Raw genomic sequence first — 12,878 nt, 5'->3', positions numbered from 1 at the left:
CGGCGCCCGCGGCGCTGGCCGCCACCGCGCCCGCGGTTGCCGCCGCCGCCGCCGACGCCGAAGCGCCGGTGCGCGAAGGGTTCCGCCGCGCCCTGGTCGAGCTGATGCTCGGCGCGATCGAAGCCTGGGAGCGCGGCACCGGCACCAGCCGCCTGGAACTGGCGGAGAAAAGCCGGATCTGGCGGGTCAACATCGACGACGGCCGCCTGCGCGCCCGCGCGCTGGAGCGTTACCTGGCGGTGTCGCGGCTGCCGCGCAATCCGCGCTGGCGCGACGTGCTGCGTTCGGCCTATTTCGTGCTCGGCAAATGCGACGGACTGTCGGCCGAGGCGCGCGCGGAACTGCAGGCGCGCATCGACACGGTGCTGGCCTATACCCGGCGCGACGCGCTGGTCTGAGCCGCGGGGCTGCCGGCCGGGCGGAATCGCTCAACGACCCGACGCCGCGGCCTTGTCGCCGCGCTGGGTGCGCGGCGCGCACACCGCGCAGGCGCCGCTGATGCCTTCGTCGAGGTCGTAGACGCTGTGATGATGGTCGGACAGATAGCTGTCGGGCCCGAACACGAACGGCACCGCATCGTCCTTGGGCGCGGCGAGCTTGCAGTACTCGATCACTCCCTTGGTGGCGCCGCGCCACTGGTCCTTCTCGACGATGCCGCACTTGGCCAGGAATCCGCGCAGTTCCTTGCCGTCCATGTCGAAGCGGGCGACGATCTTCGGCTCGCGCTGGTCCTGCAAACACCAGTCGGGCGGGATCACCTCGTGCGCCGCGCACAGCGGCGACAGCGCCATCGAGACGGCGAAACAGCACAGGGCGAAGCGGATACGCGAGGGCGACATGACGACTCCTGTCGTTGGGGTGCGTGGTCCACGGTACGTCTGCCGCGGCGCCGGCCTCCAGCGCGGTCGCGGGTATAAAACGGGAATCTTTGCGCGCAAGTGTTTGTTTCGCTTCCGAACAGGCCCTGCCTGGCGGCGGCCGCGCGGGTCGGCCTTGCGACTGCGGTCGCGTTCGCGCAGTGCAGCGGTGCGCGTGAGGCGGCCACGGCCTGGCGCATTGCGGTGCGATTGCGCAGCGCCGCTGCCATTCGCCGCGCTCGCGTGCGCCCCGTTGCGGCCGCGTCCGGCGGCTTCTTGACAAGACCGCTCATATGAAACATTAATTGTTACATGATTTTCCGCCTCCCGACCCCGGGCCGCGCCCTCGATCCCTTGCCCGCGATGAACCCCGCCGACGTCTTTTCCGACCCGCTCGCCGTCTCGCGCTATGCCGAGCGCACCGCGCGCATCGTCCCCGGCCTGCGCGACCTGCACGCGATGGCCGGCCTGCTGCTGGCCGAGCGCGCGCCGGCCGACGCGCGGGTGCTGGTGCTCGGCGCCGGCGGCGGGCTGGAACTGGCCGCGTTCGCCGGCGCCCGCCCGGGCTGGCGCTTCGACGGCGTCGACCCGTCGGCGGAAATGCTGCGTCTGGCCGCGGCCACGCTCGGCCCGCTGGCGCCGCGCGCGCGCCTGCACCACGGCTACATCGACAGCGCCCCGGACGGCCCGTTCGACGCCGCGGCCTGCCTGCTGACCCTGCACTTCCTGCCCGAACCCGAACGCCGCGCGACCTTGGCCGAGGTCCGTCGCCGGCTCAAGCCCGGCGCCGCGTTCGTGGTCGCCCACCACAGCTTCGGCGCCGACGAGGCCGACCGCTGGCTCGCGCGCAACGCCGCGTTCGCGGCCGCCTCCGGGGTGCCGGCGGAGCAGGCCGAAGGCTCCATCGCCGCGATCCGCGAACGCCTGCCGGTGCTCGCGCCCGAGCGCGACGCGGCGTTGCTGCGCGAGGCGGGCTTCGCCGGGGTCGAGCTGTTCTATGCGGCGTTCACCTTCAAGGCGTGGGTGGCTTACGCCGCGTGAGGCTCGGTTCGCCGCGTGTTGAGCGCGCGCAAGCGGCTGATGCGGCCGCGGCAGCTGCCTGCAGGAGCGGCGCGAGCCGCGGCCGCGCCAGGACGACGATTGCGCAAGCTGCGTCGTAGCTGCGATGCCGCGGTCGCGGCTTGCGCCGCTCCTGCAAGGGACTGCGGTTGGTTACGGCGCGGCGATCAGGCGGCGTTCGCGACGCCGTCGCGCAGCCGCGCGACGACCTTGATCTCGAAGTCGAACCCGGCCAGCCAGTTGACGCCGATCGCGGTCCAGTTCGGATACGGTTCGCCGCCCAGCATTTCCAGGCGCACTTGCTGGACGGTGTCGAACTGCCGCTGCGGATCGGTGTGGAAGGTGGTGACGTCGACGATGTCGTCGAACGTGCAGCCGGCCGCGGCGAGCACGGCGGCGAGGTTGTCGAAGGCCAGCCGCACCTGCGCGGCGAACTCCGGTTCCGGCGAGCCGTCCTCGCGGCTGCCGACCTGGCCGGAAACGAACAGGAAGCCGCCGCTGCGGATCGCCGGCGAGTAGCGGTGCTGGCGGTACAGATCGTGGCGGGCGGCGGGGAATACGACATCGCGCTGGGACATGGGGGATTTTCCGGTGGAAAGGGGCGTTGCGCCGGCTGTCGGCGATGCAACGCGATTACTGTAATTCCTGCGCCCGTTGGCGATAATCGCCATAGAATTCAAATCACTCGTGCATCCGATGCAGGAACGAAGCGGCGCCGAACTGCAGCAGATCGAGGCTTTCGCCGCGGTGGCCGAACACGGCGGCTTCGCCGCGGCGGCGCGCGCGCTGGGGCGCGACGCTTCGGTGGTGTCGCGGCGCATCGATGCGCTGGAAGCGCGATTGGGCGTGCGCCTGCTGTCGCGCACGACCCGGCGGGTAGCGTTGACCGAAGTCGGTGCGACTTACTTGCGCAGGGTGCATACGATCCTCGGCGAACTCGCCGCGGCCGACGTCGAAGCCGCCGAAGCCGCGGCCGCGCCGCAGGGCGTGTTGCGTCTGGCGCTGCCGGCCGAATTCGCCCAGCGCTGGATCGCGCCGTGGCTGGCCGACTTCCTCGCCGAACATCCCAAGCTGCGGCTGGAGCTGTCGCATAGCGATCGTTTCGTCGACCTGGTCGCCGAGGGCTTCGATGCGGCGGTGCGCATCGGCGAGCTCGCCGACAGCAGCCTGCTCGCGCGGCGCCTGGCCGGGTTCGAAACCTTGCTGTGCGCTGCGCCGTCGTATCTGCAGCGCCGCGGCCATCCGCATCGTCCCGACGATCTGCAGCGCCACGCCTGCCTGGGCATGCCGAAGGCGCGGTTCTGGCCGGACTGGAAGCTGGTCAGCGGCCGCCGGCGCAGCGTGCAGCGCATCCCCGCGGCGATCGTGTCCGACGATGGCGAAGGGTTGCTGGCGGCTTGCATCGCCGGCGCCGGGATTATGCCCGCGCCGGAATGGCTGATCGGCCGCGAACTCGCGCAAGGGCAGCTGCTGCGGGTGTTGCCGCAATGGCGCGTGGACTACGACGGCGCCGTGCACGCGGTGCTGCCGCCGGGCCGTCTGGTGCCGGCGAAGACGCGCGCGTTCGTGGACCGGCTGGTGCGCGAGTTCGAACCGCAGCCGCCGTGGCTGCGCGCGGAGCCGGTGCGTGCGCGTTCGCGACGGCGATAACGTCGGCTCCCGCGCGCGCCGCGGCGCGCGAGGGAGCCGCGATGCTTCGAATCAGGCGGCTCAGCGCTTGGACACGCCGCTGCCGACGCCGGTCACCGAACTGGCCGGGCGGCCGTTCTTGGTCGGCGCCGACTTGTAGTAGACGTGGGATCCGGCGCCGACGATCTCGACCCGCGCGACCGCATCCACCTGCACGGTATTGCCCGCGCCGTTGACCGACACCAGCGACAGCGGCCCGGACACGGTGATGCGGTTGTTGGCGCCGACCAGGTGCAGCTCGCCGCCGGTGGCGACGAAGTTGCGTTGCAGGTGGGTGCCTTCGATCGAGATCCTGCCGTCTTCTTCGACGACCTCGCCGGTCTCGCCGGCGCCCAGCGGCGCGGCGTGCAGCAGGCCGGAAAGGCCCAGGGACAGCAGCAGGGTCAGCGACGCGATCTGATTCTTCATGCGTGAACTTCCTTCCTTGAGAGGGGGGCGCTATGCCGCGCGGCCGAGGCGGCCGGCGCAAGCCCGGCGATTCTAGCCAGCCGATGCGGGCAGGTTTGCGACAGGTCTTGCGGAAGAGGCGCCGCCGCTGCGTTCGCGCCGCGTCGAAACGCAGGCGACGGCAGGCTTCGAGCACAGCGCAAACCGCCGCAAACCCTTGTGCAGGCGCGGTTGCGCGCCGGGCGGGGCGATGTGGCGATATGAACGAAGACTAAGCCGGACCTGCGGCGAGCACCGCGCAACGCGGACGAACGCGACAGCGCGCGCGACCGGGGCGCGTCACGGCGCCCCGGCGCGGCTGCGCGTCAGTGCGCCGGCGGCCGCTCGCCGCCGCCGCGATGGCGCAGGCCGCCGAGCTTCTGCGCTGCGCGCCGCACCAGCAGATAGAACAGCGGGATGTAGAACACCGCCAGCACCGTCGCGGTGAGGGTGCCGCCGACCACCGCGGTGCCGATCTCGATGCGGCTATTGGCGCCGCCGCCGGTCGACAGCGCCAGCGGCAGCGCGCCGAAGATGAAGGCGAAGCTGGTCATCAGGATCGGCCGCAGGCGCAGGCGCGCGGCTTCCAGCGCCGCCTCGACCGTGCCGGCGCCGCGGTGCTCGGCCTGTTCGGCGAATTCGACGATCAGGATCGCGTTCTTCGCCGCCAGGCCCATCGTGGTGATCAGGCCGATCTGGAAATACACATCGTTCTCGAGCCCGCGCAGGGTCACCGCGACCACCGCGCCGATCAGGCCCAGCGGCACCACCAGCAGCACCGCAACCGGGATCGACCAGCTCTCGTACAGCGCGGCCAGGCACAGGAACACCAGCAGCAGCGCCAGCGCGTACAGCAGCGGCGCCTGGCCGGTCGACAGGCGTTCCTGATACGACAGGCCGGACCAGGCCACGCTCACGCCGGGAATCGCGCGCGCGAGTTCCTCCATCCGCGCCATCGCCGTGCCGCTGCTGACGCCGGGCGCGGGCGTGCCCTGCAACTCGGTGGCGGGCACGCCGTTGAAGCGCAGCAGCGCGGTCGGCGACTGCGCCCAGCCGAGCGTGGCGAAGGCCGAGAACGGCGTCATCTGCCCGTCGGCGCCGCGCACATGCCACTGGTACAGGCTCTGCGGCTCGTTGCGGAACGGCGCATCGCCCTGCACGTAGACGCGCTTGACCCGGCCGCGGTCGATGAAGTCGTTGACGTAGCTGCCGCCCCAGGCGGTGGACAGGGTGGCGTTCACCGCATCCTGGGTGAGGCCGAGGCTGGACAGCATCTGCGCATCGCTGTTGACCCGCAGCGTCGGCGTGTCCGGCAGCAGGGTCGGGCGCACCGAACCCAGCAGCGGGTCGCGCTGGGCGGCGGAGATCAGCTTGTCGCTGGCGGCGGCGAAGTCGGCGCGCGACATGCCGCTGGTGTTCTGCAATTCCATGGTGAAGCCGGTGGTCTGGCCGAAGCCGCGGATCGGCGGCGGCGCCAGCACGAACACGCTGGCGTCGCGCAGGCCCGACAGCGCCTTGGACACGCGGCCGATCATCGCGTCGGCGCTGCCGTCCTCGGTCTCGCGCTGCGACCAGTCGACCAGGCTGACGAAGCCCTGGCCGGAGTTCTGCGACGCGGTCGGGCCGCCGCCGCCGGCGACGATGAAGGCCGCGCTGATCAGTCCGGATTCGTTCTTGCTCAGATAGTCGTTGACCTGATCGCGCACTTCGCTGGTGCGGCCCAGGGTGGCGCCGCCAGGCAGGCGGAACTGCACGTTGACCCGGCCCTGGTCTTCCGACGGCAGGAAGCCGGTGGGCAGGCGCAGGAACAGCACGCCGAGCGCGGCGGCGATCAGGACATAGCTCAGCAGCGCGATCCAGCGATGGCGGAAGATCGACCGCACGCTGCTCAGGTAGCGTCCGGTGGCGCCGTCCAGCGTGCGGTTGAAGCCGCCGCCCAGGCGCGCCGGCAGCGCCGCCAGCCTGGGCGCGCGCCGCGCCAGCCAGCCCGGCCCTTCGGCGGCCTGCGCGTGCGGCGACTTCAGCAAGGTCGCGGTCAGCGCCGGGCTCAGCACCAGCGCGACCAGCACCGACAGCGCCATCGACGAGACGATCGTCAGCGAGAACTGGCGGTAGATCACCCCGGTGGAGCCGCCGAACATCACCATCGGCAGGAACACCGCCGACAGCACCAGGGCGATGGCGATCAGGGCGACGTTGATCTCGCGCATCGAGGCGATGGTGGCCTGGCGCGGGGTCATGCTCGGGTTTTCGTGCATCAGCCGCTCGACGTTCTCGACCACGACGATGGCGTCGTCGACGAGCAGGCCGATCGCCAGCACCAGGCCGAACAAGGTCAGCGTGTTGATCGAGAAGCCGGCGGCGTAAATGATGCCGAACGTGCCCAGCAGCACCACCGGCACCGCGATCGCCGGGATCAGCGTCGCGCGCCAGCTCTGCAGGAACACGAACATCACGATCACCACCAGCACGATCGCCTCGATCAGGGTCTTGACCACTTCGCTGATCGACAGCTTGATGAAGTCGGTGGCGTCGTTGAGGTAGGCGACCTTCCAGCCCGGCGGCAGGTTGGCCGACAGGCGCGTGACTTCGGCGCGGACCAGTTCGGCCGATTCCAGCGCGTTCGCGCCCGGCGCGAGCTGCAGCGCCATGCCGGCGGCGGGGTGGCCGTTGAGCAGGCTGGAGGAGTTGTAGTTCTCCGAACCGATCTCGACCCGCGACACGTCGCCGAGCCGCACCGAGGCGCCGTTGGCCTGGGTCTTGAGCACGATCTGGCGGAACTGCTCGGCGGTCTGCAGGCGCGTCTGCGCGGTCACCAGCGCGTTGAGCATCTGCGTGGCCGGCTGCGGCTGGTCGCCGATCTGGCCGGCGGCGACTTCGGCGTTCTGGCTGCGGATCGCCGCCAGCACGTCGCTGGGCATGAGCTGGAACGAGGCCAGCTTGGCCGGATCCAGCCACACCCGCATCGCGTACGGGCTGCCGAACACGTTGGCGTCGCCGATGCCGGCGATGCGCGAGATCGGATCCTGGAAGTTGGTGGTGAGGTAGTCGGCGATGTCGCGGTTGGTGACGAGGTTGTTCTCGTCGTAGATCGCCACCAGCATCAGGTCGTCGGGATTGGCCTTGCGCACCACGATGCCCTGCTGCTGCACCTGCTGCGGCAGGCGCGGAATCGCCTGCTGGACCTGGTTCTGCACCTGCACCTGGGCGATGTCGGGATCGACGTTGGTGTCGAAGGTGACCGAGATGGTGACCTGGCCGCGCGAGGTCGAGGTCGAGCTGAAGTACAGCATCCCGTCGATGCCGGTGAGCGTCTGCTCGATGACCTGGGTGACGCTGTTCTCGATGGTCTCGGCCGAGGCGCCGGGGTAGTTGGCGCGGATGCTGACGTTGGGCGGGGCGACGTTGGGGTACTGCGAGATCGGCAGGTTGCGGATCGCGAACGCGCCGGCCAGCATCACCACGATGGCCAGCACCCAGGCGAAGATCGGGCGCTCGATGAAAACGCGGGAGATCATGCGCGCCTCAGCCTTGCTTCGCGGGCCGGGCGCCCGGCGCCTGCAGCTTCTGCGGCGTGGAGGCCGGCACCGCGCGCACGCTGGCGTCGCGGCGCAGCGAGCCGATGCCCTGGGTGATCACCTTGTCGCCGGGGTTGAGGCCGGTGCTGACGATCCAGTCGGCGCCATCGACGCGGTCGGCGCCGATCGGCCGCTGCACCGCCTTGTTGTCGGCGCCGACCACCCATACGAACGCATCGCCGGTGGGGCCGCGCACCAGCGCCTGCTGCGGCAGGCGATAGGCCTGCGCCTGGGTCGCCTGGGCCAGCCGCGCGCGCACGAACATGCCCGGCAGCAGCAGGCCGTCGGGGTTGGGCACGCGGATGCGCAGGGTGACCGTGCCGGTGGCTTCGTCGACCAGCACCTCGGAGAACTGCAGCGTGCCCGGCTGCGGGTAGTCGCTGCCGTTGGGCAGGACGATGCGCGCGCTGGTCTGGCTGGCCTGCACGCTGCCGGACGAGAGTTGCTCGCGCAGCGCCAGCAACTGCTGCGCCGATTGCTGCACGTCGACGTAGATCGGATCCAGGCGCTGGATCGTCGCCAGCGGCGAGGCCTGGTCGGGCGTGACCAGGGCGCCGACGGTGACCAGCGAACGGCCGATGCGGCCGTCGATCGGCGCCGGCACGGTGGTGAAGCGCTGGTTGATGCGCGCGGTCGACAGCGCCGCCTCGCGCTGGGCCACGGCCGCGCGCGCCTGGTCGGCGGCGGCGACGGCGTTGTCGTAGTCCTGGCGGCTGATCATCTGCGTGGCGACCAGCGACTTGTTGCGCTGGGCCAGCAGGTCGGCGGCCTTGAGCGCGGCGCGCGCGTTGCTGAGGTCGGCTTCGGCCTGCTCGGCCGAGGCGCGGTACAGGCTCGGATCGATCTGGTACAGCGGCTGGCCGGCGCGCACCAGGCTGCCTTCCTCGAACATCAGCTTCTGCACCAGCCCGCCGACCTGCGGGCGCACCTGCGAACTCTGGAATGCGACCGCGCGGCCGTTGAATTCGTTGGTCAGCGCCACCGTGGTCGGCTGCATGACCACATAGCCGACCTCGATCGCGCGGTCCTTGCCGTCGCCGGCGGGCTTGTCCTTGCCGCCGCCGCAGGCGGCCAGGGCCGCGCAGACGGCGACGAGCATGAGCGGGCGCCGGACGGAGCCGAGGCGCGAGCGGACGGGGCGGGCGGCGGATAAGACGGCGAACGGGCTGATAGTCATAGTCCTGTGAAGCGCCGCGCGGGGGTAGGCCGCGGGCGACATTAGCATCCCTTAACGGTCGCGGCGCTGACGCGAAACTGACAAGCGCGCCAGCGGGCGCGCCCGTTCACGAGGAATCGGGCGGCAAACCTTGCCGGATCCGGTCGCTCGGCGCGGCTCAGGTGCGCAAGGCCTCGGCCGCGGTTTCGCGCAGCACCTGGCCGATGCGTTGCAGCACGCTGGAACGCACCGCCGCGTGCTGCCAGTACAGCGGCACGTCGAGGTGGCGCCGGGCGTCGATCAGCACGATCCGCCCGGCGCGCAGGTAGGGCTCGGCCAGCGGCTGCGGCGCCAGGCACCAGCCCAGCCCGCGCGCGGCGGCTTCGACGAAGCCGCTGGAGGTGGGCACGTAGTTGATCGGCGGCGTCAGCCGCGCGCGGGTGATGCGGCGGACGAAGCGCCACTGCAGTTCGTCCTTGCGGTTGAACACGATCATCGGCGCCTGCGCCAGCGAATGCGCGTCGACGCCGTCGGCGAAATGGCGCGCGGCGAACTCGGGCGAGGCGATGGCGCCATAGCGCATCACCCCCAGCGGATGCACGTTGCAGCCCTGCAAGGCGTTGGCTTCGGCGGTGATCGCGCCGAGCACGCTGCCGTTGCGCAGCAGGTCCAGGGTGTGGTCCTGGTCGTCCACGCGCACGTCGAACAGATAGCCGTACTGCCGGTGCAACTGCGCCATCGCCGCGAGGAACCAGGTGTCGAGCGAATCGTCGTTGACCGCGATCGCCACCGGCCGGGTCGCCGCGCTGGCGCGGTCCTCGACCAGGAAGTCGGCCAGCGCCTCGGCTTCCAGCGCCTGCATCGGCCGCACCCGGCGCAGCAGGCGCTCGCCGGCGCGGGTCGGCCGGCACGGCGCCTGGCGCACCACCAGCACCTGGCCGAGCCGGTCTTCCAGCGCCTTGATCCGCTGCGACACCGCCGAGGAGGTGACCGACAGCCGGCGCGCCGCGCCCTCGAAGCTGCCTTCCTCCAGCACCGCGGCGAACGCGGCCAGCTGCGGGTGGAGAAGGTCCATGGCGCGCTCCCGGCCGACGGCCTGCATTAGAAATTCTTGATACTGTAAAGGAAAATTAGCTGGCCTTAAGCGGCCCCGGGCGGCAGGATGCGTCGTCCCCGCCATTGCAACCGTTCCGGAGTCCGCCATGTTGTCCGCCGCCGCCCTTGCCGGCTTTCTCGCCAGCGCCGGCCTGATCATCGCCATCGGCGCGCAGAACGCCTTCGTCCTGCGCCAGGGCCTGGCCCAGCGCCACGTCGGCCCGGTGGTGGCGATCTGCGCGCTGAGCGACATCGCCCTGATCCTGGCCGGCGTGGCCGGCATCGGCGCGCTGGTGCAGGCCTGGCCGGCGCTGCTGCAGGCGCTGCGCTTCGGCGGCGCCGCGTTCCTGGGCATCTACGGGTTCCTGGCCGCGCGCCGCGCCTGGCAGGGCAGCGGCGGGCTCGACGCCAGCAACGCCCAGCAGCAGACCCTGCGCACCGCGGTGCTGACCTGCCTGGCCTTCACCTTCCTCAACCCGCACGTCTATCTGGACACGATGATCCTGCTCGGCAGCCTGTCCACGCGCTACGCCGGCGAGTTGCGCTGGGCGTTCGCGATCGGCGCCTGCGCGGCCAGCATCGTCTGGTTCGTCTCGCTCGGCTTCGGCGCGCGCCTGCTGCAGCCGGTGTTCCGCAACCCGCGCGCGTGGCGGGTGCTCGACGGCGGCATCGCGGCGTTCATGTGGGCGCTGTGCGCGATGTTGCTGTGGCAGCCGTTGGGCTGAGCGCGGCCGCACCCGCGCGAACGGACGAACGCCCGCGTAAACGCGGGCGTTCGCATTTTCCGGCGCGCGTCGGCGCTGCGGTCACTTCTTGCCCTGCGCCGCCTGCTCGATCAGCTTGGCCACCGCGTCGGGCTGCGACACGTAGATCGCATGGCTGCCCTTGGCCTCGACCACGCTGGCGCCGGCGCGCTTGGCCATCTGGCGCTGCGCCGCGGGCGGGATCATGCGGTCGTCGCTGGCGACCAGATACCAGCTCGGCTTGGACTTCCACGCCGGCACCGCGACCTTGCCGGCCAACGCTTCCACGCCCCACGGCACCTGCGAATCGGCCATGAAGCGCGCTTCCCCGGCGGATACGTCGGCGGCGAAGGACGCGGCGAACTTGGCCGGATCCAGGAACAGGAAGCCATCGCGCGGCGGCAGGATCGGCGGCACCGGCGCGCCCGGCGCGGGGTTGGCGATCAGGGTCTGCACCGATTCGCCCGCATCCGGCGCGAACGCGGCGATGTAGACCAGGCGCTCGACCTTGGGATCGGTGCCGGCTTCGGAGATCACTACGCCGCCGTAAGAGTGGCCGACCAGCACCACCGGGCCGTCTTGCTGGGCGATGGCGCGCTTGACCACGGCCACGTCGTCGGCGAGCGAGGTGGTCGGGTTCTGCGCCACGGTGACCCGGTAACCGTCCTTGGCCAGGCGATCGTAGACCCGCTTCCAGCCGGAGCCGTCGACGAAGCCGCCGTGCACCAGCACAACGTTCCTGGCTTCGGTCGGGGCGGCGGTCTTAGGGGCGGCAGCGGCGGTGCCGGCGACGGTCAGGGCGGCGGCAGTGGCGAGAGCGAGCACAGTAGCGTTCATGAGAAGTCTCCAGGGCGTAGGGAACTGCGGGGTTCGAGAGGCGGAAGGGGCTTGCCTTCCGTGGGATGCAGGTTGCGCCCGCGCTGCCTGCGCCACCATCGGTTGAACGACCGAGGCAGGCGCGGGCGCGGCGCCGCTAGACTGCGCTGCGGCCCGGCCGCGTTCGCTCACTCAATCTCTCTTGATCTATAGAGCCGCCCGCATGGACCTTGCCTGCGTACCCTTGCTCGACGCGATCCGCTCGCTGGCTTTCGTCGGCGACCTGTCGATGGGTCAGCCGATCGACCATTCGCCGCGCGCGGCCTGGATGGCCGTGCAACTGGTCCGCGCCGCCGGCGGCGACGAAGCGGCCTGTGCGCAGGCCGCGGCAGTGTCCTTGCTGCGCTGGTCGGGCTGCACCGCCAACGCGCCGGACTTCGCGCAGTTGTTCGGCGACGATGTCGGCGGACGCAAGGCCTTGCTGGCCGCGCGTTCGGCCGGCAGCGGCTTTCGCGCCGCCTCGCGCGGCAAGCCGTCGGCGTTTCGTTCGCTGTCGCGGATCCATTGCGAAGTCTCGGCCACGATCGCCGCGCAACTGGGCCTGGACGAGACGACCCGCTTCGCGCTCGGCCATCTGTTCGAAAGCTACGACGGTAGCGGCGCGCCGGAAGGGTTGGCCGGCGACGCGGTGCCAGCGTCGGTGTACCTGGCGGCGATCGCGGGCGACCTGGACATCTTCGGCCGGCTCTACGGCGTCGGGCAGGCCCGCGCCCTGATCGGCCAGCGCGCCGGCGCGCTGTATCCGCGCGCGTTGACCGCGCCGGCCGTCGCTCACGCGGCCGATTGGCTGGCCGCGCTCGACGCCGATCCCGGCCTGTCCGGCCGCTGCTCGCTCGGTGCCGCGTTCGCGGGGCGGGAAACGCCGCTGGAACTGCTGGCCCATGTCGTCGACCTCAAGCTGCCGTGGATGACCGGTCACTCGTTGCGGGTCGCGCAACTGGCGCGCGACGCGGCGCAGACGCTGGGGCTGGACGCTGCCAGCCAGCAACGGCTGTACCGCGCCGGATTGATTCATGGCATGGGGCGCGCCTCGGTGCCCAACGCGGTCTGGGACACGCCCGGCCCGCTGCCGCGATGGGCCTGGGAACGGGTGCGGCTGGCGCCGTACTGGACCGGGCGCGCGGCGCGCCAGATCGGCTCGCTCGCGGACGAGGCGCAGCTGGCGTCGTGCGCTTACGAACGGCTCGACGGTTCGGGTTACTTCCGCGAAGCCGACGCGGGATCGTCGACGCCGCAGGCGCGTATTCTCGCCGCAGCCGCCGCGTGGGCGGCGTTGCGCAGCGCGCGGCCGTGGCGCGAGGCGTTTTCCGAAGAGCAGGCCGCGGCGATCCTGCAGGCCGATGCCGCGGCCGGGCGCCTGGATGCGCAGGCGGTGCGCGCGCTGCTGCGGCCGCACGCG

At 71.4% G+C, this 12,878-nt stretch carries 12 protein-coding genes; 5 read left to right on the top strand and 7 right to left on the bottom strand.

Annotated elements, in window-relative coordinates; genetic code table 11:
• A partial coding sequence (locus tag A7A76_RS05855; protein WP_206410315.1) for a hypothetical protein occupies positions 1–398 on the top strand: 398 nt, incomplete at its 5' end.
• 30 nt (positions 399–428) lie between these two features.
• Here A7A76_RS05855 and A7A76_RS05850 read toward each other — a convergent pair.
• Positions 429–839 carry a hypothetical protein gene (locus tag A7A76_RS05850; protein WP_206410314.1) on the bottom strand — a complete coding sequence of 137 codons (411 nt, stop codon included), beginning with the start codon at positions 837–839 and terminating at the stop codon, positions 429–431.
• A gap of 381 nt (positions 840–1,220) precedes the next feature.
• Between A7A76_RS05850 and A7A76_RS05845 the strand changes: the two genes are divergently transcribed.
• Entirely contained in the window at positions 1,221–1,898 is a 678-nt protein-coding gene (locus A7A76_RS05845) for a class I SAM-dependent methyltransferase (protein WP_241200753.1), read from the top strand.
• 185 nt (positions 1,899–2,083) lie between these two features.
• Here the strand turns inward: A7A76_RS05845 and A7A76_RS05840 are convergent, their stop codons facing one another.
• Entirely contained in the window at positions 2,084–2,494 is a 411-nt protein-coding gene (locus A7A76_RS05840; RefSeq protein ID WP_206410313.1) for a RidA family protein, read from the bottom strand.
• A 118-nt stretch (positions 2,495–2,612) separates the two neighbouring features.
• Between A7A76_RS05840 and A7A76_RS05835 the strand changes: the two genes are divergently transcribed.
• Complete coding sequence (locus tag A7A76_RS05835) at positions 2,613–3,566, top strand: LysR family transcriptional regulator (protein ID WP_206410312.1); 954 nt, start codon at positions 2,613–2,615, stop codon at positions 3,564–3,566.
• Between the two features lie 60 nt (positions 3,567–3,626).
• Here the strand turns inward: A7A76_RS05835 and A7A76_RS05830 are convergent, their stop codons facing one another.
• The 4 genes from A7A76_RS05830 to A7A76_RS05815 form a co-directional block, all read right to left on the bottom strand.
• Complete coding sequence (locus tag A7A76_RS05830) at positions 3,627–4,013, bottom strand: DUF3060 domain-containing protein (protein ID WP_206410311.1); 387 nt, start codon at positions 4,011–4,013, stop codon at positions 3,627–3,629.
• A 344-nt stretch (positions 4,014–4,357) separates the two neighbouring features.
• Positions 4,358–7,549 carry a multidrug efflux RND transporter permease subunit gene (locus A7A76_RS05825; protein WP_206410310.1) on the bottom strand — a complete coding sequence of 1,064 codons (3,192 nt, stop codon included), beginning with the start codon at positions 7,547–7,549 and terminating at the stop codon, positions 4,358–4,360.
• Positions 7,550–7,556: 7 nt separating this feature from the next.
• On the bottom strand, positions 7,557–8,708 hold the full coding sequence (locus A7A76_RS05820) for an efflux RND transporter periplasmic adaptor subunit (protein WP_206410309.1): 1,152 nt from the start codon (positions 8,706–8,708) through the stop codon (positions 7,557–7,559).
• Between the two features lie 235 nt (positions 8,709–8,943).
• Positions 8,944–9,840, bottom strand: a complete 897-nt coding sequence (locus A7A76_RS05815; RefSeq protein WP_206410308.1) for a LysR family transcriptional regulator ArgP — start codon at positions 9,838–9,840, stop codon at positions 8,944–8,946.
• Between the two features lie 127 nt (positions 9,841–9,967).
• Between A7A76_RS05815 and A7A76_RS05810 the strand changes: the two genes are divergently transcribed.
• Positions 9,968–10,585: a LysE/ArgO family amino acid transporter gene (locus A7A76_RS05810; RefSeq protein WP_074870745.1), complete on the top strand. Its 618-nt coding sequence runs from the start codon at positions 9,968–9,970 to the stop codon at positions 10,583–10,585.
• Between the two features lie 81 nt (positions 10,586–10,666).
• On the opposite strand, the gene A7A76_RS05805 is transcribed toward A7A76_RS05810, so the two are convergent.
• Complete coding sequence (locus A7A76_RS05805) at positions 10,667–11,440, bottom strand: alpha/beta fold hydrolase (protein WP_206410307.1); 774 nt, start codon at positions 11,438–11,440, stop codon at positions 10,667–10,669.
• A gap of 202 nt (positions 11,441–11,642) precedes the next feature.
• Here A7A76_RS05805 and A7A76_RS05800 point away from each other — a divergent pair.
• Positions 11,643–12,878 (top strand): HD-GYP domain-containing protein (locus tag A7A76_RS05800; RefSeq protein ID WP_206410306.1); only part of this gene is annotated, 1,236 nt, incomplete at its 3' end.

This window comes from Lysobacter enzymogenes, assembly GCF_017168095.1.
Classification (GTDB): Bacteria; Pseudomonadota; Gammaproteobacteria; order Xanthomonadales; family Xanthomonadaceae; genus Lysobacter; species Lysobacter enzymogenes_D.
Note: the sequence above shows the minus strand (reverse complement) of the source record. Positions and strands in the feature narration are given on the sequence as shown.

Bases quoted from the DNA above. Each gene is read 5' to 3' on its own strand.
- A7A76_RS05850 (WP_206410314.1), bottom strand. From the start codon at position 839: ATGTCGCCCTCGCGTATCCGCTTCGCCCTGTGCTGTTTCGCCGTCTCG.
- A7A76_RS05845 (WP_241200753.1), top strand. From the start codon at position 1,221: ATGAACCCCGCCGACGTCTTTTCCGACCCGCTCGCCGTCTCGCGCTAT.
- A7A76_RS05840 (WP_206410313.1), bottom strand. From the start codon at position 2,494: ATGTCCCAGCGCGATGTCGTATTCCCCGCCGCCCGCCACGATCTGTAC.
- A7A76_RS05835 (WP_206410312.1), top strand. From the start codon at position 2,613: ATGCAGGAACGAAGCGGCGCCGAACTGCAGCAGATCGAGGCTTTCGCC.
- A7A76_RS05830 (WP_206410311.1), bottom strand. From the start codon at position 4,013: ATGAAGAATCAGATCGCGTCGCTGACCCTGCTGCTGTCCCTGGGCCTT.
- A7A76_RS05825 (WP_206410310.1), bottom strand. From the start codon at position 7,549: ATGATCTCCCGCGTTTTCATCGAGCGCCCGATCTTCGCCTGGGTGCTG.
- A7A76_RS05820 (WP_206410309.1), bottom strand. From the start codon at position 8,708: ATGCTCGTCGCCGTCTGCGCGGCCCTGGCCGCCTGCGGCGGCGGCAAG.
- A7A76_RS05815 (WP_206410308.1), bottom strand. From the start codon at position 9,840: ATGGACCTTCTCCACCCGCAGCTGGCCGCGTTCGCCGCGGTGCTGGAG.
- A7A76_RS05810 (WP_074870745.1), top strand. From the start codon at position 9,968: ATGTTGTCCGCCGCCGCCCTTGCCGGCTTTCTCGCCAGCGCCGGCCTG.
- A7A76_RS05805 (WP_206410307.1), bottom strand. From the start codon at position 11,440: ATGAACGCTACTGTGCTCGCTCTCGCCACTGCCGCCGCCCTGACCGTC.